21 protein-coding genes and 1 pseudogene are annotated in these 24,848 nt (G+C 70.5%); 13 read left to right on the top strand and 9 right to left on the bottom strand.

Going from position 1 to position 24,848, the window contains the following annotated elements; translation table 11 throughout:
• The gene (locus ACIBTS_RS17675) at positions 1-885 is read right to left on the bottom strand and encodes a deoxyribose-phosphate aldolase (protein ID WP_399320300.1); all 885 of its coding nucleotides are present in this window, start codon (positions 883-885) and stop codon (positions 1-3) included.
• Positions 882-1,832: a 5-dehydro-2-deoxygluconokinase gene (gene iolC, locus ACIBTS_RS17670; protein WP_399320500.1), complete on the bottom strand. Its 951-nt coding sequence runs from the start codon at positions 1,830-1,832 to the stop codon at positions 882-884. Before iolC ends, ACIBTS_RS17675 begins: the two co-directional genes overlap by 4 nt.
• Positions 1,833-2,033: 201 nt before the next feature.
• On the opposite strand from iolC, the gene ACIBTS_RS17665 reads away from it, so the two are divergent.
• The gene (locus ACIBTS_RS17665; protein WP_319672037.1) at positions 2,034-2,951 is read left to right on the top strand and encodes a sugar phosphate isomerase/epimerase; all 918 of its coding nucleotides are present in this window, start codon (positions 2,034-2,036) and stop codon (positions 2,949-2,951) included.
• A gap of 88 nt (positions 2,952-3,039) precedes the next feature.
• On the top strand, positions 3,040-3,543 hold the full coding sequence (locus ACIBTS_RS17660; protein ID WP_399320298.1) for a hypothetical protein: 504 nt from the start codon (positions 3,040-3,042) through the stop codon (positions 3,541-3,543).
• Here the strand turns inward: ACIBTS_RS17660 and ACIBTS_RS17655 are convergent.
• Positions 3,510-3,722 (bottom strand): hypothetical protein, encoded by a 213-nt coding sequence (locus ACIBTS_RS17655; protein ID WP_399320296.1) that lies wholly within the window; start codon positions 3,720-3,722, stop codon positions 3,510-3,512. The genes ACIBTS_RS17660 and ACIBTS_RS17655 overlap by 34 nt on opposite strands.
• A gap of 252 nt (positions 3,723-3,974) precedes the next feature.
• On the opposite strand from ACIBTS_RS17655, the pseudogene ACIBTS_RS17650 reads away from it, so the two are divergent.
• Positions 3,975-4,807: pseudogene (locus ACIBTS_RS17650) on the top strand (helix-turn-helix domain-containing protein).
• Between the two features lie 336 nt (positions 4,808-5,143).
• On the top strand, positions 5,144-5,344 hold the full coding sequence (locus ACIBTS_RS17645) for a MerR family DNA-binding transcriptional regulator (RefSeq protein ID WP_319672033.1): 201 nt from the start codon (positions 5,144-5,146) through the stop codon (positions 5,342-5,344).
• Between the two features lie 37 nt (positions 5,345-5,381).
• Here ACIBTS_RS17645 and ACIBTS_RS17640 read toward each other — a convergent pair whose 3' ends face one another.
• Positions 5,382-6,425 carry a zinc-dependent alcohol dehydrogenase family protein gene (locus ACIBTS_RS17640; RefSeq protein WP_399320499.1) on the bottom strand — a complete coding sequence of 348 codons (1,044 nt, stop codon included), beginning with the start codon at positions 6,423-6,425 and terminating at the stop codon, positions 5,382-5,384.
• A 214-nt stretch (positions 6,426-6,639) separates the two neighbouring features.
• Here ACIBTS_RS17640 and ACIBTS_RS17635 point away from each other — a divergent pair, with 214 nt between their 5' ends.
• Both ACIBTS_RS17635 and ACIBTS_RS17630 read left to right on the top strand, forming a co-directional pair.
• Positions 6,640-6,879 carry a heavy-metal-associated domain-containing protein gene (locus ACIBTS_RS17635; RefSeq protein WP_079662135.1) on the top strand — a complete coding sequence of 80 codons (240 nt, stop codon included), beginning with the start codon at positions 6,640-6,642 and terminating at the stop codon, positions 6,877-6,879.
• Positions 6,880-6,974: 95 nt separating this feature from the next.
• Entirely contained in the window at positions 6,975-9,275 is a 2,301-nt protein-coding gene (locus tag ACIBTS_RS17630; protein ID WP_399320294.1) for a heavy metal translocating P-type ATPase, read from the top strand.
• Positions 9,276-10,084: 809 nt separating this feature from the next.
• On the opposite strand, the gene ACIBTS_RS17625 is transcribed toward ACIBTS_RS17630, so the two are convergent.
• The 5 genes from ACIBTS_RS17625 to ACIBTS_RS17605 form a co-directional block, all read right to left on the bottom strand.
• Positions 10,085-11,374: a citrate synthase gene (locus tag ACIBTS_RS17625; protein ID WP_399320292.1), complete on the bottom strand. Its 1,290-nt coding sequence runs from the start codon at positions 11,372-11,374 to the stop codon at positions 10,085-10,087.
• A gap of 217 nt (positions 11,375-11,591) precedes the next feature.
• Entirely contained in the window at positions 11,592-13,847 is a 2,256-nt protein-coding gene (locus ACIBTS_RS17620; protein ID WP_399320290.1) for an ATP-dependent RecD-like DNA helicase, read from the bottom strand.
• 102 nt (positions 13,848-13,949) lie between these two features.
• Positions 13,950-14,252 carry a hypothetical protein gene (locus ACIBTS_RS17615; RefSeq protein ID WP_399320289.1) on the bottom strand — a complete coding sequence of 101 codons (303 nt, stop codon included), beginning with the start codon at positions 14,250-14,252 and terminating at the stop codon, positions 13,950-13,952.
• 39 nt (positions 14,253-14,291) lie between these two features.
• On the bottom strand, positions 14,292-15,530 hold the full coding sequence (locus ACIBTS_RS17610; RefSeq protein ID WP_399320288.1) for an RNA-guided endonuclease InsQ/TnpB family protein: 1,239 nt from the start codon (positions 15,528-15,530) through the stop codon (positions 14,292-14,294).
• Positions 15,531-15,827: 297 nt separating this feature from the next.
• Entirely contained in the window at positions 15,828-16,301 is a 474-nt protein-coding gene (locus tag ACIBTS_RS17605; RefSeq protein WP_399320287.1) for a hypothetical protein, read from the bottom strand.
• Between the two features lie 267 nt (positions 16,302-16,568).
• On the opposite strand from ACIBTS_RS17605, the gene ACIBTS_RS17600 reads away from it, so the two are divergent.
• From ACIBTS_RS17600 to rbsD, 7 genes are all read left to right on the top strand, one after another.
• Complete coding sequence (locus tag ACIBTS_RS17600) at positions 16,569-17,828, top strand: XRE family transcriptional regulator (protein ID WP_399320285.1); 1,260 nt, start codon at positions 16,569-16,571, stop codon at positions 17,826-17,828.
• A complete protein-coding gene (locus ACIBTS_RS17595) occupies positions 17,825-18,352 on the top strand; it encodes an NUDIX domain-containing protein (RefSeq protein WP_399320283.1) in 528 nt (175 codons plus the stop codon). The genes ACIBTS_RS17600 and ACIBTS_RS17595 overlap by 4 nt, the downstream gene beginning before the upstream one ends.
• Before the next feature lie 288 nt (positions 18,353-18,640).
• Positions 18,641-19,657 carry a LacI family DNA-binding transcriptional regulator gene (locus ACIBTS_RS17590; RefSeq protein WP_399320281.1) on the top strand — a complete coding sequence of 339 codons (1,017 nt, stop codon included), beginning with the start codon at positions 18,641-18,643 and terminating at the stop codon, positions 19,655-19,657.
• Positions 19,654-21,231 (top strand): sugar ABC transporter ATP-binding protein, encoded by a 1,578-nt coding sequence (locus ACIBTS_RS17585; RefSeq protein ID WP_399320278.1) that lies wholly within the window; start codon positions 19,654-19,656, stop codon positions 21,229-21,231. Before ACIBTS_RS17590 ends, ACIBTS_RS17585 begins: the two co-directional genes overlap by 4 nt.
• A complete protein-coding gene (locus ACIBTS_RS17580) occupies positions 21,221-23,182 on the top strand; it encodes a substrate-binding domain-containing protein (RefSeq protein WP_399320276.1) in 1,962 nt (653 codons plus the stop codon). The genes ACIBTS_RS17585 and ACIBTS_RS17580 overlap by 11 nt, the downstream gene beginning before the upstream one ends.
• Before the next feature lie 144 nt (positions 23,183-23,326).
• Positions 23,327-24,280, top strand: coding sequence for a ribokinase (locus tag ACIBTS_RS17575; RefSeq protein WP_399320274.1), 954 nt, complete (start codon positions 23,327-23,329; stop codon positions 24,278-24,280).
• The gene (gene rbsD, locus ACIBTS_RS17570; protein ID WP_319674584.1) at positions 24,277-24,666 is read left to right on the top strand and encodes a D-ribose pyranase; all 390 of its coding nucleotides are present in this window, start codon (positions 24,277-24,279) and stop codon (positions 24,664-24,666) included. Before ACIBTS_RS17575 ends, rbsD begins: the two co-directional genes overlap by 4 nt.
• Positions 24,667-24,848 lie beyond the last annotated feature (182 nt).

Below are 24,848 nucleotides of genomic sequence, written 5' to 3'. Positions count from 1 at the left end.
TCACAGCAGTCCTACGGCGGTGTCCACGGCGGCGGCGACGTCCCCGTCCGCCGGGTACAGCAGCGAGCGGCCGACCACCAGGCCCCGGACGGTGGGGAGTTGCAGCGCGCCGCGCCACTTCTCGTACGCGCCGTCCTGGTCGTCGCCGACCTCGCCGCCCAGCAGGACGGCGGGCAGCGTGGACGTCTCCATGACCTCGGCCATGTCATCGGGGTTGTCGGTGACGGGGACCTTCAGCCAGGTGTAGGCCGAGGTGCCGCCCAGACCCGAGGCGATGGCGATCGACTTGGTGACGGCCTCGGCGCAGAGGTCGTTGCGCACCTTGCCGTCGGGGGTGCGCCGGCTGATGAACGGCTCGACGAAGAGGGGGAGTTCACGGGCGGCCATGTCGTCGATGGCGCGGGCCGTGGACTCCAGGGTGGTGAGGGAGCCCGGGTCGTCGTAGTCGATGCGCAGGAGCAGCTTGCCCGCGTCGAAGTTCAGGCGCTCGATGTCCTCGGGGCGGTGACCGGTGAAGCGGTCGTCCAGCTCGAAGACGGAACCCTGGAGGCCGCCCCGGTTCAGCGAGCCCATGACGACCTTGCCGTCGAGGGCGCCCAGGAGCAGCAGGTCGTCCAGGATGTCGGCGGTCGCGAGGACACCGTCCACGCCGGGGCGGGACAGCGCGAGGACCAGGCGTGCGAGCAGGTCGGCGCGGTTGGCCATGGCCAGCTTGTTCTCGCCGACGCCGAGCGCGCCCCGGGCCGGGTGGTCGGCGGCGACGATCATCAGCCGGCCGGCGTCGTTGAGGAGCGCCCTGCGCGGGCGGCGGGCGGCCGCCTCGGCGATGGCCTCGGGGTGCCGCGTGCGCAGCCGGACGAGTTCGGATACGTCGACGGTCGTCACAGGACCGCTCCTGCCTCGAGCGCCGCTTCCACTTCGGCCGGTGTCGGCATCGCGGAGGAGCACTCCAGCCGGGAGGCGACGATGGCGCCGGCCGCGTTGGCGTGGCGCATGGTCTTCTCCAGGTCCCAGCCGGCCAGCAGGCCGTGGCAGAGGGAGCCGCCGAAGGCGTCACCCGCGCCGAGGCCGTTGAGGACGTTCACCGGCAGCGGCGGGACCTCGGCGGACTCGCCCTTGCTGTTGACGGCCAGGACACCCTTGGGTCCCTGCTTGACGACGGCGAGCTCGACGCCCGCGTCCAGCAGCGCCTGCGCCGCCGCCTGCGGCTCGCGCACACCGGTGGCGACCTCCACCTCGTCGAGGTTGCCGACGGCGACGGTGGTGTGTTTCAGGGCCTCGGTGTAGAACGGGCGGGCCGCGTCCGGGTCGGACCAGAACATCGGCCGCCAGTCGAGGTCGAAGACCGTGGCGTTGGCCTTGGCCCGGTGGGCGAGGGCGGCGAGGGTCGCCGTACGGCTCGGCTCCTCGCTCAGGCCGGTGCCGGTGACCCAGAAGACGCGGGTCTCGCGGACCGCGTCGAGGTCGAGCTCATGGGCGTCGATCTCCAGGTCCGGCGCCTTGGGCTGCCGGTAGAAGTACAGCGGGAAGTCGTCCGGCGGGAAGACCTCGCAGAAGGTGACGGGCGTCGGCAGGCCGGGCACCGAGGTGACCCAGCGGTCGTCGACGCCGAAGCCGCGCAGCGCCTCGTGCAGGTAGACGCCGAAGGGGTCGTCGCCGGTGCGGGAGATCACCGCCGTGTCCCGGCCGAGCCGCGCGGCGGCGACGGCGACGTTGGTGGCCGATCCCCCCAGGAACTTCCCGAAGGACGTGACCTGCGGGAGTGGGACGCCCGTCTGCAACGGATAGAGGTCCACTCCTATCCGCCCCATGGTGATCAGGTCGTACGCCATCGAGTTCCCTTCGTATCGGCTCGTCCCCGTGACGCCGCTCATGACGCCGCTCGTGACGCCGCTCGTGGCGCGTCCCGGCCCACGTCCCCGTATCGGCTCTCACGGCTTTGTAGCCCCGGTCGACCGACCCTGTCAATGTTTTGTCCAGACATTCGGACCAGCCCTTGACACCCCCTTCGGGGAGACCGCACTCTGACGCCCATGACGTCGTTGTCACCTCAGTCCTCACTTTCCCGTATCCGGGTCGGTTCGGCCCCCGACAGCTGGGGCGTCTGGTTCCCGGACGATCCCGCCCAGGTTCCCTGGCAGCGCTTCCTCGACGAGGTCGCGCAGTCCGGCTACGAGTGGATCGAGCTCGGCCCCTACGGGTACCTGCCGACCGATCCCGCAGTCCTCACCGAGGAGACGTCCAGGCGTGGCCTGAAGGTGTCGGCGGGCACGGTCTTCACCGGGCTGCACCACGGCGAGGCCGTCTGGGAGAAGACCTGGGCGCACGTCGCGGACAACGCGGTCCTCGCCCAGGCCATGGGCGCCAGGCACCTCGTCGTCATCCCGTCCTTCTGGCGGGACGACAAGACCGGCGAGGTGCTGGAGCCGGACACGCTGACGCCCGAGCAGTGGCGCAACCTGACCTCGCTGACCGAACGGCTGGGCAAGGAGGTGCGGGAGCGGTACGGGCTGCAGATCGTCGTCCACCCGCACGCCGACACCCACATCGACAGCGAGGAGAACGTCGTCCGGTTCCTGGACGGCACGGACTCCGACCTGGTGTCGCTGTGCCTGGACACCGGGCACTACGCGTACTGCGGCGGCGACAGCGTCAAGCTGATCGAGACGTACGGGGAGCGGATCGGCTACCTGCACCTCAAGCAGGTCGACCCGGAGATCCTCGCGGACGTGCGGGCGAACCAGGTGCCGTTCGGGCCGGCGGTGGCGCGGGGCGTGATGTGCGAGCCGCCCGCGGGCGTGCCGGCGCTCGGGCCCGTCCTGGAGGCGGCCCAGAAGCTGGACGTCGATCTGTTCGCGATCGTCGAGCAGGACATGTACCCGTGCGAGCCGGACAAGCCGTTGCCGATCGCCCAGCGGACCCGGGCGTTCCTGCGCTCCTGCGGGGCGTAGCCGCCTGGGGCCTGTCCGACGGATCGGGTCGCGAAAAAAGCAGCGACGCCCGATCCGCCGGACAGGCCCGACTGCCTAGGCTGCGGGCGTGAACTACAGCGAACTCGAGGCGGACATACATCGGCTGATCGTCGGAGCCACCGAGGACGGCCTGCGCGCCTTCGGAGAGGCGACGGTCACTCGTCTGGTGCGGCCGGAGCTGCTCCACGACGCGGCCGATGACGAACTCACCGAAGAGGCCCGGGCCACACTGGCCGCCGCCTGTGCGAACGTCCTGACGCTCAGCGCCGCCGAGCTGCACGACAAGCTGGCGACGATCGATGACGGCATCCTGGTCGATGACGGTCTGGACACCAAGATCCTCACTGTCATCAGCGCGTTGGCGCACTGGAAGAGCTACTTGGAGGAGAACCGGCGCGGCGAGATCTACGAACTCGCCATCCGTTCCATCGAGGACGTCGACTACGAGGTCTCCGCCGATCTCGACGACTTCCTCGCCACACCGGAGATGGCCGCCGAGTACGAGCGCATCCGCCGGCTGCTGGACCCCGGCGCCGATCAGTCCCCGACCCGTACCAGTCCGCTCTCGTAGACGAAGATCACCGCGACGCTCCCGCCGTACAGGGCGGTGCGCTCGCGCATGCCGGTGAGTCCGTGACCGGAGGAGAGCAGCGGCGCGCAGTGCTCTGCGGCGGCACCTCCCCCGGCTCCGGCCGAGTTCTCCACCCGGAAGCGGACCAGCCGTCCGGGCCCCTGGGTCCCGGTGTCCACCCGTACATGGATCATGGCGTCCGGCGCCGAACCTGCCGCCCGCTTTCGTGCACCGGGCCACCCGAAAGCCCGCGCATGCGCCGCGCCCCTAGGGAACCGCGCTCACCGCTCCTAGCATGGGGGCCCATGGTTGTCAGCGCCGTGCACATGCGGGCGGGACAAGGGCCCGCCGGGTCCTGGGAGTTCGCCCTCGCCCTGCCCCATCCCCGGCTGCGGCCCGGGGTGATGAGTTATCGCGGGGTCCGGCTTGCCATGAATCGGCCCCGCCGGCGGCTGGAGACTCCGATCGGGGCCTCGACCCTGCTGCTGGGGTTCGGGGAACCCGTTCGCATCACGCGTGCGGGGCGGCCCCCGGACACGCTGGTGTCCGTGTACTGCGGGCCCACGACCACCCCGGCCGTGGGCGAGCACGGCGGGCGGATGTCGGGCATCGAGGTGCTGCTCGCGCCCTGGGCCGCGTTCACGCTGTTCGGCACCCCGCAGTACGAACTCGTCAACCGCACCGTGGATCCTGATGAGTTGCCCCACACCCTGGGCCCGCCCGTCGGTGAACTCGCCGGTGCGCTGGCCGCTTTGCCGAGCTGGGAGCGACGGTTCGCGTTGCTCGACGAGGTGTTCGACCGCTGGCAGCAGGCCGGGACGCCGTGTTCGGAGCGGGTGGCGCGGGCCTGGTCGCTGCTGGTGCGCACGGACGGCGCGATTCCGGTTCCGCGGCTGGCCGAGGAGGTCGGCTGGAGCGTACGGCAACTGGAGAGCCGTTTTCGGGAGCAGATCGGACTCGCCCCAAGGCGGCGGCCCGCGTGCTGCGACTGCAACGCGCCCGTCGGCTGCTCGCGCAGGGGCAGAGCGCGGCGGAGACGGCGGCGCTCTGCGGCTTCTACGACCAGGCCCATCTCAGCGGTGATTTCAAGGCGATGACGGGATGCACGCCCAGGGAGTTCACACAGGCCAGGCGGCTCCCCGCGGCGGTGTCGCCGGTGGCGGACCGGGTGAGCGGCGAGGCGACGAGTCTGGTCCTGCCGGCCCCGCACGACGATTGGTCCGGACCGGGTGCGCATTTTTCCAAGACCCGGCGCGCCGGCTGAATACACGCTGGGGTCCTGCCAGTTGATCCGGTTGCTCCGGCTGCTCCGGGGGGACGGCGGGGAACGGGGCCGGGCCGGGCCTGTCGCAGCGGGCCCGGCCCGTCTCCTGTCGACGGGCACCACGTACGCCTTTGCGTCAATCGCGTCACAAAAGCCACCTTCTCGTCACACATGTCCCGTGTACGCACGTCTTGCGTCACACATGGTCAACACCCGCTTCCCCACCGCCACCGAGCGTCGTTCACGGGGCACAGGCTTGGTGATCGCCAGCGCGCGCCGGGCTCCCCCGGGCGGCCTCCCGGCCGCCACCCCCTCGCGCGCAGGGAGGTGCGGCTCATGACCGACCGAAGGCTCTGGTCCTACAAGGAGATCGCGGCTCACATCAGGGTGCAGCCGGACACCGTACGGTCCTACCGCAAGCACGGACTGCTGCCCCCGCCCGACCGCGTCGAGGGCGGCAAGCCCTTCTGGTACGTCGACACCGTCCGCGCCTGGGTCGCCTCCCGGCCGGGCAACCGGGGCCGCGGCTTCGACTGACCTCCACCGGGAGGACCCCGGGGACGGCGGTCGGCCCTCAGCTCCACGGTTCGATGACCGTCACCCCCGCTCCGGGCGCCGTCCCCAGTGCCGCCAGCGCGTCCGGGGCGGCGTCCAGGGTGATCGTCGACGTCACCAGGAGGTCCGGGCGCAGTACCCCCGCACGGACCAGCTCCAGCATCCGCGGGTAGGCGTGCGCGGCCATGCCGTGGCTGCCCAGGATCTCCAGTTCCAGGGCGATGGCGCGGGCCAGCGGGACGGGGGTCGTGCCGTCCGTCGAGGGGAGCAGGCCGACCTGGACGTGCCGGCCGCGGCGGCGCAGGCCGTTGACCGAGGCGGCGCTGGTGGCGGGAGAACCGAGGGCGTCGAGGGAGAGGTGGGCGCCGCCTCCGGTCAGCTCACGGACCGCCTCCGCCGTGTCCGGCACCCGCGCCCCGTCCACGCACTGGGCCGCGCCGAACTTCCGCGCCAGGTCCAGCGCCGTCGGGGAGACGTCCACGGCGATCACCCGCGCTCCCGAGGCCGCCGCGATCATCACCGCCGACAGGCCCACACCCCCGCAGCCGTGCACCGCCACCCACTCCCCCGCGGCGACCCGGCCCTGCTGCACGACCGCCCGGAACGCGGTGGCGAACCGGCAGCCGAGGGAGGCGGCGGTGGCGTACGACAGGTCGTCGGGTATCGCGACGAGGTTCACGTCGGCATGGTCCAGGGCCACGTACTGGGCGAAGGAGCCCCAGTGCGTGAAGCCGGGCTGGGTCTGTCGCTCGCACACCTGGTGGTCGCCGGCGGCGCAGGCTCCGCAGGTTCCGCAGGCGCACACGAAGGGGGCGGTGACCCTGTCACCGGCCTGCCACTGGCTGACGCCGGCGCCGACCGACTCGACCACGCCGGCGAGTTCGTGTCCCGGCACGTGCGGGAGTGCGATGTCCGGGTCGTGGCCCATCCAGCCGTGCCAGTCGCTGCGGCACAGGCCGGTGGCTTCCACGCGCACGACCACGCCGTGGGGGGCCGGTCGCGGGTCGGGCAGGTCACGCACTTCGGCGGGTTCACCGTATTGCTCGAAGACCACCGCTCGCATCTGCGCTCCCATCGCCGTTCTCGTCGCGGGCTCCGCGGGTTCCACGGGTTCCGCCCGGTTGTTCGGGTACATCGTCGCCGGTCGCGCTCGTCGACACGGCCGACCCTCCTTGGGGAATACCCCCTAGGGGTATAGTGTTGACGAACGGGAGGCCCCTCCGGGCGCCACCCGCCCCACCTGCCGCTACCGCCTGCGCCGCAACGAGGAGAACGACATGACCGCGCACACCGACACCCCGGGCTCCGTCACCACCGTCTACAAGGTGAGCGGCATGAGCTGTGGCCACTGCGAGGGCGCCGTCTCCGGCGAGCTCTCCGAGCTCTCCGGGGTCACCTCGGTGCAGGCCGTCGCCTCGACCGGCGAGGTCACGGTCGTCTCCGTCGGCACACTCGACGAGGAGGCCGTCCGCGCCGCCGTCGACGAGGCCGGCTTCGAGCTGGTCGGCCAGGCCTGAGGCACCCTCGACACCCCCCTTCCTCCACCCACCGGGCCGTGCCGACCAGCTGATACTGGCTCCGTACGGTCCGGCCTGCTTCCTGGAGTACGGACATGACCAGCACCGCCACCGCTCAGACGCCGATAGCCGCTTCGACTTCCGAGGTCGAACTGCTCATCGGCGGGATGACCTGCGCCTCCTGCGCGGCCCGCGTCGAGAAGAAGCTCAACCGCATGGACGGCGTCACCGCGACGGTCAACTACGCGACCGAGAAGGCCAAGGTCAGCTATCCGGCGGGGATCCAGGTCGCCGAGCTGATCGCGACCGTCGTGAAGACCGGCTACACGGCCGAGGAGCCCGCGCCCGTGCGCGCGCCGGAACCGGACCCGAAGGACGCCCCGCAGGATCCCGAACTCGTCTCCCTTCGGCACCGACTGCTCGTCTCCGTGCTGCTCGCCGCGCCCGTCGTACTGCTCGCGATGGTCCCGTCGCTGCAGTTCGACAACTGGCAGTGGCTCTCGCTGACGCTCGCCGCACCCGCGGTCGTCTGGGGCGGCGGTCCGCTGCACAAGGCCGCCTGGACGAATCTGCGGCACGGCGCGGCCACCATGGACACACTGGTCTCCGTCGGCACGCTGGCCGCGCTCGGCTGGTCGCTGTGGGCGCTGTTCTTCGGCGACGCGGGCATGCCCGGCATGCGCCACCCCTTCGAGCTCACGGTCTCCCGCACGGACGGCGCGTCGACGATCTATCTGGAGGTCGCCGCCGGCGTCACCGCCCTCATCCTGCTCGGCCGCTACCTGGAGGCCCGCTCCAAGCGGCGCGCCGGGGCGGCCCTGCGGGCGCTGATGGAGCTGGGCGCGAAGGACGTGGCCGTACTGCGATACGAGGGGGGCGAGCGCGGAGCGCTCTCGGTTGAGGACGGTGGCGGGAGACGGGAGGGCGGCAGGGAGGTACGGATTCCCGTCGACCGGCTGGCGGTCGGGGACCTGTTCGTGGTGCGGCCCGGGGAGAAGATCGCCACCGACGGGACGGTCGTGGAGGGCGTGTCCGCCGTGGACGCCTCCATGCTGACCGGCGAGTCGGTGCCGGTCGACGTCGGACCGGGCGACGCCGTCACCGGGGCCACCGTGAACGCGGGCGGCCGGCTGGTCGTCGAGGCCGCCCGGATCGGCGCGGACACCCGGCTCGCGCGCATGGCGCAGCTGGTCGAGGAGGCGCAGACCGGCAAGGCCGAGGTGCAGCGGCTGGCCGACCGGATCTCCGGGATCTTCGTGCCGGTGGTGCTGCTGCTCGCGCTCGCCACCTTCGGCGGCTGGCTCGTCGCCACCGGTGACACGGCCGCCGCGTTCACCGCGGCCGTCGCCGTCCTGATCATCGCCTGCCCGTGCGCGCTCGGGCTCGCCACGCCGACCGCGCTCATGGTCGGCACCGGCCGCGGCGCGCAGCTCGGCATCCTGATCAAGGGCCCCGAGGTGCTGGAGTCCACGCGCCGCGTCGACACGGTCGTCCTCGACAAGACCGGGACCGTCACCACGGGCCGCATGACGCTGCAGGACGTGACGGTCGTCGACGGCACCGACGAGCAGGAGCTGCTGCGGCTCGCGGGCGGCCTGGAGCACGCCTCCGAGCATCCGATCGCGCGGGCGGTGGCGGCCGGCGCCGAGGAGCGGGTCGGGGAGCTGCCGGCGGCCGAGCGGTTCGAGAACGTGCCCGGGCGGGGCGTGCGGGGCCGGGTGGCGGGCCGGGAGGTCGCCGTGGGGCGCCTCTTCGAAACCGTCCCGGACGCGTTGGCCCGCGCCAAGGACGAGGCCGAGCGGGGCGGTCGTACGGCCGTCCTCGTGGGGTGGGACGGCGAGGCGCGCGGGGTGATCGCGGTCGCCGACGCGGTGAAGGAGACCAGCGCGCAGGCGGTGCGGGAACTGCGGGCGCTGGGGCTCACGCCGGTACTGCTGACCGGGGACAACCGGGCGGTCGCCGAGGCGGTCGCCCAGGCCGTCGGGATCGACCGGGTGATCGCCGAGGTGCTGCCCGAGGACAAGGTCGACGTCGTGCGGGAGCTGCAGGGCGAGGGCCGGGTCGTCGCGATGGTCGGCGACGGGGTCAACGACGCGGCGGCGCTCGCCACCGCCGACCTGGGGCTGGCCATGGGGACGGGCACGGACGCGGCGATCGAGGCGAGCGACCTGACCCTGGTACGCGGGGATCTGCGGGTGGCCGCGGACGCCATCCGGCTGTCCCGGCGGACCCTGACGACGATCAAGGGCAACCTGGTGTGGGCGTTCGGCTACAACGTGGCCGCGCTGCCGCTGGCCGCGGCCGGACTGCTGAACCCGATGATCGCGGGTGCGGCGATGGCGTTCTCGTCGGTTTTCGTCGTGACGAACAGCCTTCGACTGCGCGCCTTCAAGTAACCGCCGAGTAACGAGTCATACGACTAATACCGCGCCTTTAGGAGAGACCCCCTGGAGTCCTGCGCGAGCCTCACATAAGCTCTTCACAAGGCTCGCGCATCATCCTTACGCATGGGCCCCGATCGCCGTATCCGGTCTCTTGCGCATTTAACGGACATATGCAAGAGACACAGATCACAGTGATGCGAACGTAACCATCGAAGGGGCTCGAAGGTCTAAGTTGACGATGTCAGGAAGCGTCTTGGGGGGCGTGACCTGACATCTGGGGATGTCTTGGGGGACTTCCTCAGAGATGCGTTGCCGGGGCAGTACACCGGGAAGCTTTGAGCGGCCCTCCCAGCGTGCGCTGTCCCGGCAGATCGCACACGGCGGTGGTACGGCGAGTTCTGCTCGTTCTGCTCACCACAGGCACGACAACCGAAGACGGTTACGAAAACAGCGAATTCAGGCGCTGTCCTCACAACGCCCGGCCGGATCCCGTGGGGGGAATCCGCACCGGGACATGGGAAGGCGCCCTGGTCGTCGGCCCGTGGGGGGACTGGCGCCGGGGCGCCTTCCGTATGCCCGCCCGCACCGTAGCCCGCAAGGTGGCGCCGACCGTTCCCACCTCCGCCCGCACCGGAGCCAGCGAGCAGGCGCCGACCGTTCCCACCTCAGGGGCGCGGGGAACTGCGCGATCAGCCCCCACCCACCCGCACCCGAAGACGTACCCCGGGACCCACACACGCGACTGCCCGGGACACAGGTCCCGGGCAGTCGGAAAACCAAGTGACGGGCACCCCGTGACGCGGCGCCCCCACCGGCAGGTGTCAGCGCTGCTCGACCGGCACGAAGTCGCGCTCCACCACGCCGGTGTAGATCTGGCGCGGGCGACCGATGCGGGAGCCGGGCTCCTTGATCATCTCGTGCCACTGGGCGATCCAGCCCGGGAGGCGGCCCAGGGCGAAGAGGACCGTGAACATCTCGGTCGGGAAGCCCATGGCCCGGTAGATCAGGCCGGTGTAGAAGTCGACGTTCGGGTAGAGGTTGCGCGAGACGAAGTAGTCGTCGGAGAGCGCGTGCTCCTCCAGCTTCAGCGCGATGTCCAGCAGCTCGTCGGACTTGCCGAGGGCCGAGAGGACGTCGTGCGCCGCCGCCTTGATGATCTTCGCGCGCGGGTCGAAGGACTTGTACACCCGGTGGCCGAAGCCCATCAGGCGGACGCCCTCTTCCTTGTTCTTCACCTTGCGGATGAAGGAGTCGACGTCGCCGCCGTTCGCCTGGATGCCCTCCAGCATCTCCAGGACGGACTGGTTGGCGCCGCCGTGCAGCGGGCCCCACAGGGCGGAGATGCCGGCCGAGATCGACGCGAACATGTTCGCCTGCGACGAGCCGACCAGGCGGACCGTGGACGTGGAGCAGTTCTGCTCGTGGTCCGCGTGCAGGATCAGCAGCTTGTCGAGCGCGGAGACGACGACCGGGTCGAGGTCGTACTCCTGCGCCGGCACCGAGAACGTCATGCGCAGGAAGTTCTCGACGTAGCCGAGGTCGTTGCGCGGGTAGACGAACGGGTGGCCGATCGACTTCTTGTAGGCGTACGCCGCGATCGTCGGAAGCTTGGCGAGCAGCCGGATCGTGGAGAGGTTGCGCTGCTTCTCGTCGAACGGGTTGTGGCTGTCCTGGTAGAACGTGGACAGCGCGGAGACCACCGACGACAGCATGGCCATCGGGTGCGCGTCGCGCGGGAAGCCGCGGTAGAAGTTCTTGACGTCCTCGTGCAGCAGGGTGTGCTGCGTGATGTCGCTCTGGAAGACGGTGAGCTCGTCGACGGTCGGCAGCTCGCCGTTGATCAGCAGGTAGGCGACCTCGAGGAAGGTCGAACGCTCGGCCAGCTGCTCGATCGGGTAGCCGCGGTACCGGAGGATGCCCTGTTCGCCGTCAAGGTAGGTGATGGCGGATTTATAGGCGGCGGTGTTGCCGTAGCCGCTGTCCAGGGTCACCAGACCGGTCTGGGCGCGGAGCTTCCCGATGTCGAAGCCCTTGTCGCCGACGGTGCTGTCGATCACCGGGTAGGTGTACTCGCCGTCGCCGTACCGCAGTACTACAGAGTTGTCGCTCACGTCATCCCTCACCGACGTTGTGCCTCTTCTTCGAGGTTGCCCTGACTGTCTCTACCATCCCCCATTTGGCGCAGGAGAGTGCACTCGGGGTCGACCATTGGGCTTATTGGCGGCACTCAGTGCCGCCAACTAGCCCATCCTGACGCCTTGGTCACGGTTGCGGAAGTGCCTGTGACCTTTGTGACTCATTTGATCGATCATTTTTTGTGGTCACCGCTCATTGACCGGCGAGCCGGAAGTCCAGGGCCGTGCAGCGGCGGCCCGCGGACACCGTGCGCACCGCCTGGCCGATCGCCTTGCGTGACCCGACGAGCACGACCAGCTTCTTCGCGCGGGTGACGGCCGTATACAAGAGGTTCCGCTGGAGCATCATCCATGCTCCCGTGGTGACGGGGATCACCACGGCGGGATATTCACTTCCCTGTGAACGGTGGATCGTCACCGCGTACGCGTGGGCCAGTTCGTCCAGTTCGTCGAACTCGTACGGAACCTCCTCGTCCTCGTCGGTCAGCACCGTGAGGCGTTGGTCGACCGGATCGAGCGAGGTGACCACGCCCACGGTGCCGTTGAAGACACCGTTCTTCCCTTTGTCGTAATTGTTGCGGATCTGGGTGACCTTGTCGCCGACGCGGAAGACCCGGCCGCCGAACCGCTTCTCGGGAACGTCGGGGCGACCGGGCGTGACGGCCTGCTGGAGCAGGCCGTTGAGGGCGCCGGCGCCCGCCGGGCCGCGGTGCATGGGCGCCAGGACCTGCACGTCCCGGCGCGGGTCGAGGCCGAACTTGGCCGGAATGCGACGGGCCGCCACGTCCACCGTGAGGCGGCCCGCCTCCTCCGTGTCGTCCTCGACGAACAGGAAGAAGTCCTTCATGCCGTCGGTGACCGGATGCTGACCGGCGTTGATCCGGTGCGCGTTGGTCACCACGCCCGACTGCTGGGCCTGGCGGAACACGCGCGTGAGGCGCACGGCCGGGACGGGGCTGTCGTCGGCGAGCAGGTCGCGCAGCACCTCGCCCGCGCCGACGCTGGGGAGTTGGTCGACGTCCCCGACGAAGAGCAGGTGCGCGCCCGGGGGCACGGCCTTGACCAGCTTGTTGGCCAGCAGCAGGTCCAGCATCGACGCCTCGTCGACGACCACCAGGTCGGCGTCCAGCGGGCGGTCGCGGTCATAGGCCGCGTCGCCGCCGGGCTTGAGCTCCAGCAGACGGTGGACGGTGGAGGCCTCCGCGCCGGTCAGCTCGGCCAGGCGCTTGGCGGCGCGGCCGGTGGGGGCCGCCAGCACCACCTTGGCCTTCCTCGCGCGGGCCAGCTCCACGATCGAACGCACGGTGAAGGACTTGCCGCAGCCGGGACCGCCGGTGAGCACGGCGACCTTCTCGGTCAGCGCCAGCTTGACGGCGGCCTCCTGCTCGGGCGCGAGCTCGGCCTTCGTGCGGGTCTTCAACCAGGCCAGCGCCTTGTCCCAGGCCACGTCACGGAAGGCCGGCATCCGGTCCTCGCCGGTGCGCAGCAGGCGCAACAGCTGGGCGGAGAGGGAGAGTTCGGCACGGTGGAAGGGGACCAGGTAGATGGCCGTGACGGGGTCCCCGCCGTCCGGCGCCGGGATCTTCTCCCGGACGACTCCGGGGTCCTCGCCCTCCTCCGGGGGCGTCGCGAGGGCGGCCAGGCACTCGATGACGAGGCCGGTGTCGACCTGCAGCAGCTTCACCGCGTCGGCGATCAGCCGCTCCTCGGGGAGATAGCAGTGGCCCTGGTCGGTGGCCTGGGACAGCGCGTACTGCAGGCCCGCCTTGACGCGCTCCGGGCTGTCGTGCGGAATGCCGACGGACTGGGCGATCTTGTCGGCGGTCAGGAACCCGATGCCCCAGACGTCGGCCGCCAGCCGGTACGGCTGGTTCTTCACCACGGAGATCGAGGCGTCGCCGTACTTCTTGTAGATGCGCACGGCGATGGAGGTGGACACCTCGACGGTCTGGAGGAAGAGCATGACCTCTTTGATCGCCTTCTGTTCCTCCCAGGCGTCGGCGATCTTCTTCGTGCGCTTCGGGCCGAGGCCCGGGACCTCGATGAGGCGCTTCGGCTCCTCCTCGATGATCTTCAGGGTGTCCATGCCGAAGTGCTGCGTGATGCGGTCGGCGAAGACCGGGCCGATGCCCTTGACCAGGCCGGATCCCAGGTAGCGGCGGATGCCCTGGACGGTGGCGGGCAGCACGGTCGTGTAGTTCTCGACGGTGAACTGCTTGCCGTACTGGGGGTGCGAGCCCCAGCGGCCCTCCATGCGCAGGGACTCCCCCACCTGCGCGCCGAGCAGCGCGCCGACGACCGTGAGAAGATCGCCGGCGCCTCTGCCGGTGTCGACCCGGGCGACCGTGTAGCCGTTGTCCTCATTGGCGTACGTGATGCGTTCGAGCACGCCTTCGAGGGTGGCCAGTCGCCGTTCTCCCGCCTGGGAGGCCCCCACCTGATCGGTCATGATGCGACGGTACCGCCCGGCACCGACAAGGCCGCCCCGTGGCCGGTCCTGTCGGCACCCGGAGGCTCGGCGCCGGGAGGAGGCTCGGCGCCGGGAGTCCGGTCAGACCTGGTCGAGAATCACGCAGGTGCCGACCACGTAGCCGGTGACACCGCTCCTGGTGACCTTCACCCAGCGCTTGCTGACGATGCCGCACTTCTCGTACGTGGAGGTGCCGTTGTAGTCCGCGCAGGACGCCGACGCGCTCGAACCCTTGTTGATCTGGGCGAGGGCCGTGCCGCTGGCGCTGGTCGTCGATCGAATGATCACGGTCTCGAGGGCCGTGGCCGTGCAGCTCGCCGCCGCTGCGGGGGTGGCGGCCACGAACGAGGTCCCGACCAGGGCGGCCGCCCCCCATGGACGCACCAAGTATCCGTCCAACGCGCATAAGTCAACTACCCGGCGCTAAAGCGCCCCGTTTGCGCAACGGGCATCACTGGCGGTGATGCTGCGTTCGCGTCCAGCCCCACCCCGCTGCTGCGGTGGTGAGGCGGGGGCCGTTGACGGGGCCCCGCGTCGCCACAACTCCCACGCACGAGCGCGGATGTTGCGGGAGCCGTTCCGGTCCGCGTGATCAACGAATCCGCAGTTCCGGCACGCGAACCAGGTCTGCGAGACCCGGTTCGCCTTGTCGATGTGTCCGCATTCGGCGCAGGTGCGCGAGGTGTACGCCGCATCGACGTGCACCACCGGCACTCCGGCCTTGCGGGCCTTGTACGCGATGAACGCCCCCAGCTGGGCAAAGCTCCAGCTGGAGTGGGTGGCCCGTTGGGGCTTTGCAAGCCGTACCCGTTGGCGGATGCCCGTCAGGTCTTCCAGGGCGATCCCGCGACCGGTGCGTTCTGCCTCGGCCACCACATGTTTCGCGATCTTGTGGTTGACGTCCCTCGCCCGCCGCGCCTCCTTACGGCGCCGCTTCTTCAGCCGGCGCTTGGCGGACGAGGTGTTCTTCTTCTGCAGCTTGGTACGGAGCGTGCGCTCCCGCAGCCGTGTGCGGTTGAGCTCGCGCCCGGCCATGATCTCGCCGTCACTGGTGGTGGCGATGTTGACGATGCCCAGGTCGATGCCGAGGAAGTCCGCCGGGTCAGTGTTCGGCTCGGCTTCGGGGATCTCGCAGGTGGCCAGCAGGAACCACATCCCGTCCCTCGCCACCAGATCGGACTCGCCCTTGCGGTACGCGGCCAGCATGGCCAGCTGTTCCGGCGATGCGGTGAAGGCCACGTCCTTGACCCGGCCCGACACCGTCCAGATCGAGATCCGCCGCTCGGGGATCTGCCAGGACAGCATCCGGTCGTCGTAGGGCTGCGCCCCCTCCGGCCGGAAGGCGATCGGTTTGCCGGTCGCCTTCCGGTACCGCTTGGAGTCCGGCCTGCCCAGGTTCCCGGCCTTCAGGCTGGCCTTCAGCGTGGCGTACGCGTCACAGGTCTTCTTCACGACGTGCTGGGCGGCCTGCGCCCCCAGCCGCCACCGCGCCCTGATCTCTCCGTAGGCATGCTCACGCAGCGCGAAGTTGCGCTTCACGTCCTTCTCAAACGCGATCTGACTGGCCCAGGTGGCGGCCTCGTTGCAGGCGTGCAAGGTCGCCCCGAGCGCCGCCGCCTGCACAGGCGTCGGCAGCAGCCTGATCTGCACCGTCAGCTTCACGATCACTCAACGTACACACATGTACGACCACACGCCGCAGGTTCGTCTTTGACCACTCGACCGGGTGAATCCGTCGCTGTGCGGCAGCGTCCCGGCTTCCCCGGAGACGAGACCCGGCCGCTCCGCGCCGCGACCACGAGGATGCGAATCCTCCCAGGGGCTGAAGCCCTGGGGTTCCTCGCAGGAATCCGCTGAAGTCTCCCCTGTGATTGGCACGCGCATGCCACCCGTGACGGACAGGGGAAGCCTAAGTGTTCTGTCCACGCCCACGGAGGGCAGGGCGCTGTTGAGGGCAGATCAGGTGAGTCGATGTTCCCACCGGAGAGCTTGCTGGTCGCCGATCGAGCAGGATCCGCTGTTGGTGGTGATCTGCTGCCCGCCGATCCAGTAGGTGTGCGCCTCCATGGTGATGTGGAGGCGGACGCTCGCGATGTTGGGGCTCCCGGCATCCCGCCAGGCGGTCAGCGTCTCCTCGACGGCGTCCCACAGGGCCATGGGGCCGCCCTGGCGGACCGTCCAGCCTGCGGTGTCCTTGGTGAACGCGGCGAACGACTCCCGCTCGGCGTCGAAGAGGTAGAGATTCCGCGTACCGTCGCCGACCGTGGCGCATACAAACTGTGCGCCAGGCGCGGTGAGCTGGGCCAGGAAGGCGGGCATCCACTCGTCCAACAGCACGGGCGGGATCTTGGCGGGGCGCTCGGTGTCCGCGTAGGCGGTGCGGGCCGACAGGTCACCGGCCAGGGGCGTCAGGGCCTGGGCGCGGGCGTGCATGAAAGAGGAGCGGCCAATGATCTGGCCCGCCGCCGTGCCGTCGTCATACTTTGTCTCCTCCGAGCGGATGGCCCGTCCATGCGGGAGACACGGGCGGGCCTCTCTCCACGCTGCCGAGAACGGGGAACCTGCGGACGACCTCGGCGGCTGATGAAGAGTCAACGGCTTGCGAGGGGTCGGAGGGGACTCCGAGAGGTGACCCCGAGATGGAGTCACCGCCCGTGCGCGAGGTGTAGCGTCGACGGACACGTGTTAGTCGGGGAACGCATGGATCGACAGACACAGGACCCGCGAGAAGTGGTCGTGGGGTTGCTCGCCGACAGCCGGTTCCTCGGTGCGTGTTCAGAGCGGGACATGGGCGCCGTGTTCCGGATGCTCAACCATCGTGGTGTCAGCACCCGCAGGATCGCGGCCGCCGTCGACATCACCCAGGGTCGGCTCTACGACTACATGAACGGCAAGAGTCGCGTAGAGAGACTGACGCTGTTCGAGCAGATCGCCGACGCCTTCCACATCCCGGGCCACTTACTCGGCCTCGCCCGCCGGTCGTGGGAGCCCGCTGTCGAGGCGCAGCCGCAGCAGGCCCAACCTCCACCGGACGGCAACGACATGGCGGCGATGGATGCCTTCCGGTCCGCTGACCGACAGAGCGGCGGGGGGCGGCTGTACGGCGCCGTCGTCCAGCACCTCCGAAACCATGTCGGCCCCCGCCTCGTCGACCTCTCCGGCGGAAGCGGTGTGTTCGCCGCTGCTGCTGCGCTGACTGAGATGGCTGGGTGGATGGCGCACGACGGTGGACGCGATGGCGACGCCTTCGGCCACTTCGGAAGGGCCCTGGCTCTCGCGCAGACCGGTGGTGACCTCCCGCTCGCCGCGCACGTCGCCGCATCCCTGTCTCACCTCGTCCTCCAGGGCAACGACGCGGTCGGGGCCGCACGCTGGGCTCAGACGGGCCTCGACCTCGTCGGCCAAGGCGCGCGGATTCCTGCGCTGACGGCTCGACTGCACACGATGCAGGCCCGCGCCATGGCGGCAGCCGGCCGGCACACCGCCGCCCACCGCGCCCTCGAACAGGCTCACCGCGACCTCGACACCACCTCCGACAGTGAGCCTCACCCGTGGCTCAGCCCGTTCGACGTCGGCCGTCTGGCGAGTGAGGCGGCCTTGGTCCTGGTCGACCTCGGCGAGTACGACGAGGCCCTGGCCGCAGGTGAGGAGGCCGTGGCGTTGCGGGACGCGGGACGGGCCCGCTCTCTCGCTCTGGCCCGAATCACCCTCACCGACATCCACGTCCGGCGGGGTGACCTCGACGCCGCACTCGCCGTAGGCCACGACCTGCTCGCCACCAGTCCGATCCTCGGCTCCGTACGCGTCGTCCACCAGCTCGACGGCCTCCGGGCACTCCTGGAGCCGCACAGGGGCTACGGGCCGGTCCGGCAGTACCTGGCGAGATTCGGCGATGCGAGGAGGGCCAGACTATTGCTGCTCGCAGATCTGATCCCGTCACCGGGAGGCACTCGTCAATGACGCCGAAACCCGCCCCCACCCCCGCCAACTCCGAAGCCTGGAACGCCTATCTCGCCGAGGGCAACGCCAAGCAGCCGCGTAAGCGGGTGGCGGCGGACGTGCTCCTGCGCGATGCGGCCGGGCGGGTGCTGTTGGTGAACCCGACCTATAAACCCGGGTGGGACCTTCCAGGTGGCATGGCTGAGGCGAACGAACCGCCGGAGGAGACGGTCGTGCGGGAGCTTCGGGAGGAGCTGGGCCTGGACGTCGTCGTGCACGGGCTCTTGGTCGTCGACTGGGTGGCGCCGCACGGCCCCTGGGACGACCAGATTGCCTTCATCTTCGACGGCGGCACCATCGACGTGGAGGGGAAGCTGATGCCTCACGACGAGGAACTTTCGGAAGCCCGGTTCGTCGACCCCGCCAAGGCCGGAGCGCTGCTCCGGGACCGGATGGAACGGCGGCTGACAGCGGCGGTGCGCGCTCTGCGGGAGGAGCGGACGGCGTACCTGCACGACGGGCAGACGTACCAGTATCAGTCGTAGGAACTGCCGAAGCCCTCGCCAGGCCGGATCGCTCCTGGGCGGGAGCCTCGTGCGTGGGGCAGCCGCTGACCGCGCAACCTTGGCGTGGTCCGTGCTGTCCTGTACACACTGCTCCAAGGCTGACGCGCCGCCCTCGTTCATCACGATCCGGTTTCAGCCACGCCTGAGGCTTGATTAACCCCCGTGTAATCGATTCCAATCCTCCATACACGTCGATGTAATCGATTCCACGAGGGATCACGACTCCTCGACGTTCATGAACCGAGTCCACGAGGAGGTGGAGCGGCGATGGCGAGCATCAAGGACGTCGCTGCCGAGGCGGGGGTCTCCGTCGCCACGGTGTCGCGCGTCCTGAACGACCATCCGTCGGTCAGCGAGGACGCACGCACGCGCGTGCTGACCGCCGTCGAGACGCTGGGCTACCGCCCGAACGCCGTCGCCCGGTCGCTGCGCACCGACCAGACCCGCACCCTCGGTCTGGTCATCAGCGACGTGATGAACCCTTACTTCACCGAGCTGGCCCGCTCCGTCGAGGAGGAGGCCCGCGCGCTCGGCTACAGCGTCATCATCGGCAACGCCGACGAGCGGCCCGACCTTCAGGACCATCACGTACGGACCCTGCTGGACCGCCGGATCGACGGCCTGCTGGTCTCCCCCACGGACGGCGGCTCCCCGCTGATGCTGGACGCCGCGCGCGGGGGGACGCCGATGGTGTTCGTCGACCGGTGGATCCCTGGCGTCGACGTGCCGGTCGTACGGGCCGACGGCCGGGCCGCCGTGCGCGACCTCGTGGCGCATCTGCACGGGCTCGGGCACCGCAGGCTCGCCATCATCGCGGGCCCCGCCGCCACCACCACCGGCAGCGAGCGCGTGGAGGCCTTCCGGGCCGCCATGGCCGAGTACGGGCTTCCCCTCCCGGACGTCTACACAGGGCAGGGCGACTTCCAGGCCGAGAGCGGACGCCGGGTCACCGAGGGCTTCCTCGACCTGCCCGAGCCGCCCGAGGTCGTCTTCGCGGCCGACAACCTGATGGCACTGGGCGCGCTGGACGCCGTACGCGCGCGTGGGCTGCGGGTTCCGCAGGATCTCGCGCTGGCCGCGTTCGACGACATCCCGTGGTTCGTGCACACCGATCCGCCGGTCACCGCCATCGCCCAGCCCACGGGCGAGCTGGGCCGGGCCGCCGTACGGGCCCTGGTCGACCGCATCGAGGGCCGCCCCCCGCAGTCCGTCACCTTCGCCGCCCGTCTCGTCGTACGCCGGTCGTGCGGCGAGTCCCCCGCAACGAACAGGAGCCAGACGTGAGCAACGCGGACGAGTTGCTGCGCATCGAAGGCATACGCAAGTCCTTCCCCGGGGTGGTCGCGCTCGACGGCGTCGACTTCGACCTGCGCCGGGGAGAGGTGCATGTGCTGCTCGGTGAGAACGGCGCGGGCAAGAGCACCCTCATCAAGATGCTCTCCGGCGCCTACACGCCCGACGCCGGGCGGATCCTGGCCGGCGGCGAGGAGGTGCGCATCCATGGCGCGCAGGACTCCGAGCGCCTCGGCATCGCCACCATCTACCAGGAGTTCAATCTCGTACCCGATCTGACGGTCGCCGAGAACATCTTCCTGGGACGGCAGCCGCGCCGCTTCGGGATGATCGACCGGAAGACGATGGAGGCGGACGCCGCCGTCCTGCTGAAGCGGGTCGGGGTGAATGTGTCGCCCCGCGCGCGGGTGCGTGAACTCGGCATCGCCTGGCTGCAGATGGTCGAGATCGCCAAGGCGCTCAGCCTGAACGCGCGCGTGCTGATCATGGACGAGCCGACCGCCGTGCTGACCTCCGAGGAGGTCGAGAAGCTCTTCGCCATCGTGCGCAGGCTGCGCGAGGACGGCGTCGGCATCGTCTTCATCACGCATCACCTGGAGGAGATCGCCGCCCTCGGCGACCGGGTCACGGTCATCCGGGACGGGAAGTCGGTCGGCCAGGTGCCCGCCTCGACGCCCGAGGACGAGCTCGTCCGGCTCATGGTGGGCCGTTCCATCGAGCAGCAGTACCCGAGGGAGCGCGCCGAGACGGGGGCCGCGCTGCTGTCCGTCGAGGGCCTGACCCGGGACGGCGTCTTCCACGACGTCAGCTTCGAGGTGCACGCCGGTGAGGTCGTCGGCATCGCCGGGCTCGTCGGCGCGGGCCGTACCGAAGTGGTACGGGCCGTCTTCGGGGCGGACCCCTACGACCGGGGCGCCGTGCGGGTCGGGGGCGACCGGCTGGCCGGCCACGACGTGCCGGCCGCGATGGCCGCCGGGATCGGGCTCGTGCCCGAGGACCGCAAGGGCCAGGGGCTGGTGCTCGACCAGTCGGTCGAGGAGAACCTCGGGCTCGTGACCATGCGGGCCGCGACCCGTGGCGGACTCGTCGACCTCAGGGGCCAACACGAGGCTGCGGCGCGGATCGCCGAACAGCTCGGCGTGCGGATGGCCGGGCTCGGCCAGCAGGTGCGCACCCTGTCCGGCGGCAACCAGCAGAAGGTCGTCATCGGCAAGTGGCTGCTGGCCGACACCAGGGTGCTGATCCTCGACGAGCCGACCCGCGGCATCGACGTCGGCGCGAAGGTCGAGATCTACCAGCTGATCAACGAACTGACGGCCGCCGGGGCCGCCGTCCTGATGATCTCCAGCGATCTGCCCGAGGTGCTCGGCATGAGCGACCGGGTGCTGGTGATGGCGCAGGGCCGGATCGCCGGCGAGCTGTCGGCGCAGGACGCGACCCAGGACGCCGTGATGGCCCTGGCCGTGAGCACCCCCAGCACCCCCAGCACCTCCAGTACTTCTGACACCCCCGACACCCCTGACACCCCTCCGACCACTGAAGTGGAGGCCGGCCGTGGCCGCTGACACGCATCTGAGCACGACGGGCGCCGGTGGCGGCGCCGCGGCGGTCCGCCGTCTGCTGCTCGACAACGGCGCGCTGACCGCGCTGATCGTCCTCGTCATCGCCATGTCGGCGCTGTCGGGCGACTTCCTGACCACGGACAACCTGCTCAACGTGGGTGTCCAGGCGGCCGTGACCGCCATCCTCGCCTTCGGTGTGACCTTCGTGATCGTCTCGGCGGGCATCGACCTGTCGGTCGGCTCGGTGGCGGCGCTGTCGGCGACCGTGCTGGCGTGGAGCGCCACACAGCAGGGCGTGCCGGTGGTCATAGCGGTGGTCCTGGCCGTCGCCACCGGTGTCGCGGCCGGTCTGGTGAACGGTTTCCTCATCGCCTACGGCAAGCTGCCGCCGTTCATCGCGACGCTCGCGATGCTGTCGGTGGGGCGCGGTCTGTCGCTGGTGATCTCCAAGGGCTCGCCGATCGCCTTCCCCGACTCCGTGTCGCACCTCGGCGACACGCTCGGCGGCTGGCTGCCGGTGCCGGTGCTGGTCATGGTCGTCATGGGCCTGATCGCCGCGTTCGTCCTCGGCCGCACCTACATCGGCCGTTCGATGTACGCCATCGGCGGCAACGAGGAGGCGGCCCGTCTCTCCGGTCTGCGGGTGAAGCGGCAGAAACTCACGATCTACGCGCTGTCCGGTGTGTTCGCCGCCGCGGCGGGCATCGTGCTCGCCTCCCGGCTGTCCTCCGCGCAGCCGCAGGCGGCCGACGGCTACGAGCTGGACGCGATCGCCGCGGTCGTCATCGGCGGCGCCTCCCTCGCCGGGGGTACGGGCAAGGCGTCGGGCACCCTGATCGGCGCGCTGATCCTGGCGGTGCTGCGCAACGGCCTGAACCTGCTGTCCGTCTCCGCGTTCTGGCAGCAGGTCGTCATCGGTGTCGTCATCGCGCTGGCCGTGCTGCTCGACACCCTGCGCCGCAAGGCGGGGGCGAGCCCGGCGGCGGCCGGCGCCGGGGTCGGCATCGGCGGCGGCAAGGGGAAGCAGGCGGCGACGTACGGTCTCGCGGCCGTGGTCACCGTGGCGGTCGTCGGCGCGACCTCCTTCCTGCACAGCGGCAGCTCGTCGACCGCGAACCCGAAGGTCGGGCTCGCGCTGTCCACCCTCAACAACCCGTTCTTCGTGCAGATCCAGTCGGGTGCGAAGGCCGAGGCGAAGAAGCTGGGCGTGGACCTGACCGTCACCGACGCGCAGAACGACGCCTCCCAGCAGGCCAACCAGCTGCAGAACTTCACCAGTTCCGGCTACGACTCCATCATCGTCAACCCGGTGGACTCGGATGCCGCGAGCAACTCGGTGAAGGCCGCCGACAAGGCGAAGATCCCGGTCATCGCGGTCGACCGGGGCGTCAACAAGGCCACGGTGGACGCGCTCGTCGCCTCCGACAACGTGGCGGGCGGCGAGCTGGCCGCCAAGACGGTCGCCGAAAAGCTGGGCGGCGCCGGCAAGATCGTGATCCTGCAGGGCCAGGCGGGCACGTCTGCCGCGCGGGAGCGGGCGGAAGGTTTCGCCAAGGGGCTGAAGGCCTACCCCGGCATCCAGGTCGTGGCCCAGCAGCCGGCCGACTTCGACCGCACCAAGGGACTCGACGTGATGTCGAACCTGCTCCAGGCCCACCCGGACGTCCAGGGCGTCATCGCCGCCAACGACGAGATGGCGCTCGGCGCGATCAAGGCGCTCGGCTCCAAGGCCGGCAAGTCGGTCCAGGTCGTCGGCTTCGACGGAACCCCAGACGGTCTCAAGGCCGTTGAACAGGGCACGCTGTACGCGTCCGTGGCGCAGCAGCCGTCCCAGCTGGGCATGATCGCTGTGGACAACGCGCTGAAGGCGCTGCAGGGCAAGAAGGTCGAGCAGACGGTGAAGGTGCCGGTGAAGGTGGTCACGAAGGAGAACGTGACCGGGTTCAGCGGCTGACATTCGGCCGGGCATTCGGCCGGTATTCGGCCGGCATTCGGCGGACGGGCGGGCGGTCACCTCGGTGAGGGGGCGCCCGCCCCGAGCCACGTATCAGGCCATGTACCGGCCACGTACCGGGCCACGTATCAGGGGAGTTGCTTCATGTACGACTACGACCTGCTGGTCGTAGGGTCGGCCAACGCCGACCTGGTGATCGGCGTCGAGCGGCGGCCGGGGGCCGGGGAGACCGTCCTCGGCTCCGACCTGGCCGTCCACCCCGGCGGCAAGGGCGCGAACCAGGCCGTCGCGGCCGCCCGCCTCGGGGCCCGTACGGCCCTGCTGGCCCGGGTCGGCGACGACGCGAACGGCCGGCTGCTGCTCGACTCGCAGCGGGCGGCCGGGGTCGACACGGTGGGCGTGCTGGTGGGCGGGGCGCCGACCGGCGTCGCGCTGATCACCGTGGACCCGTCGGGCGACAACAGCATCGTGGTGTCGCCGGGCGCGAACGGCCGGCTGACGCCGGACGACGTACGCGCCGCCGCCTGCCTCTTCCAGACCTCCCGGGTGGTGTCGGCGCAGCTGGAGATCCCGCTGGAGACGGTCGTCGCGGTGGCGGCGAGCCTGTCGCCGGACAGCCGCTTCGTGCTGAACCCCTCTCCGCCGCGCCCGCTGCCCGCCGTGCTGCTCGCGGCCTGTGACCCGCTGATCGTCAACGAGCACGAGGCGAAGGTGATCCTCGGGGACGCGGCGGCCGGCGACCAGCCCGAGGACTGGGCGCGGATGCTGCTCGCGAAGGGGCCGAAGTCGGTGGTCGTCACGCTGGGCGCGGAGGGCGCGCTGGTGGCCTCGGCGGAGGGTGTGGTGCGGGTGCCGTCCGTGGCCGTGACGGCCGTGGACACGACCGGCGCGGGCGACTCCTTCACGGCGGCGCTGGCGTGGAAGCTGGGCGCCGGTGCGTCCCTGGCCGAGGCGGCGGCGTACGCGGCGCGGGTCGGGGCGGTCGCCGTGACCCGGCGCGGCGCGCAGGAGTCGTTCCCGACGGCGCAGGAGGTGGCCTCGCTGGGCCGGGAGCCGGGCAGCGCGACCGGAGAGCCTCTGCGAGGTGGGTCCCTGTGAAGAAGGCCGGGATCCTCAACCGTCAGCTCTCCGGTGCGCTTGCCGAGTTGGGGCACGGGGACGGGGTGCTGGTGTGCGACGCCGGCATGCCGATACCGGACGGTCCCCGGATCGTGGACCTCGCCTTCCGGGCGGGGGTGCCGTCGTTCGCGGAGGTGGTCGAGGGGCTGCTCGCCGAGCTGGTCGTGGAGGGCGCGACGGCGGCGACCGAGGTCCGGGCGGCGAATCCGGCGGCGGCCGCACTGCTGGACGGGCACTTCCCCGAGCTGGCCCTGGTCTCGCACGAGGAGCTGAAGAGGCTGTCGGCGGGCGCGCGGCTGGTGGTGCGCACGGGTGAGGCGCGGCCCTACGCGAACGTACTGCTGCGGTGCGGGGTGTTCTTCTGACGCAGGCTCGCCCGCACGCGGCACCCTGAGACTTCACCGCCACCATGGCGGACACGGGGGTTTGGAAAAGCTTCGAGGGGGTCTGGTCCGTCGACCAGGCCCCCTCGGTTTTTCCCCTCCGTACCAGAACCCCCGCGATCCCCCCGGATCCCCCTCCAGAAGTCCTGATGCCATGTACGACA

This window comes from Streptomyces sp. NPDC050121, from assembly GCF_044460385.1.
Taxonomy (GTDB): Bacteria; Actinomycetota; Actinomycetes; order Streptomycetales; family Streptomycetaceae; genus Streptomyces; species Streptomyces soliscabiei.
Note: the sequence above shows the minus strand (reverse complement) of the source record. Positions and strands in the feature narration are given on the sequence as shown.

Bases quoted from the DNA above. Each gene is read 5' to 3' on its own strand.
- iolC (WP_399320500.1), bottom strand. From the start codon at position 1,832: ATGGCGTACGACCTGATCACCATGGGGCGGATAGGAGTGGACCTCTAT.
- ACIBTS_RS17665 (WP_319672037.1), top strand. From the start codon at position 2,034: ATGACGTCGTTGTCACCTCAGTCCTCACTTTCCCGTATCCGGGTCGGT.
- ACIBTS_RS17645 (WP_319672033.1), top strand. From the start codon at position 5,144: ATGACCGACCGAAGGCTCTGGTCCTACAAGGAGATCGCGGCTCACATC.
- ACIBTS_RS17640 (WP_399320499.1), bottom strand. From the start codon at position 6,425: ATGCGAGCGGTGGTCTTCGAGCAATACGGTGAACCCGCCGAAGTGCGT.
- ACIBTS_RS17635 (WP_079662135.1), top strand. From the start codon at position 6,640: ATGACCGCGCACACCGACACCCCGGGCTCCGTCACCACCGTCTACAAG.
- ACIBTS_RS17630 (WP_399320294.1), top strand. From the start codon at position 6,975: ATGACCAGCACCGCCACCGCTCAGACGCCGATAGCCGCTTCGACTTCC.
- ACIBTS_RS17620 (WP_399320290.1), bottom strand. From the start codon at position 13,847: ATGACCGATCAGGTGGGGGCCTCCCAGGCGGGAGAACGGCGACTGGCC.
- ACIBTS_RS17605 (WP_399320287.1), bottom strand. From the start codon at position 16,301: ATGCACGCCCGCGCCCAGGCCCTGACGCCCCTGGCCGGTGACCTGTCG.
- ACIBTS_RS17600 (WP_399320285.1), top strand. From the start codon at position 16,569: ATGGATCGACAGACACAGGACCCGCGAGAAGTGGTCGTGGGGTTGCTC.
- ACIBTS_RS17595 (WP_399320283.1), top strand. From the start codon at position 17,825: ATGACGCCGAAACCCGCCCCCACCCCCGCCAACTCCGAAGCCTGGAAC.
- ACIBTS_RS17590 (WP_399320281.1), top strand. From the start codon at position 18,641: ATGGCGAGCATCAAGGACGTCGCTGCCGAGGCGGGGGTCTCCGTCGCC.
- ACIBTS_RS17575 (WP_399320274.1), top strand. From the start codon at position 23,327: ATGTACGACTACGACCTGCTGGTCGTAGGGTCGGCCAACGCCGACCTG.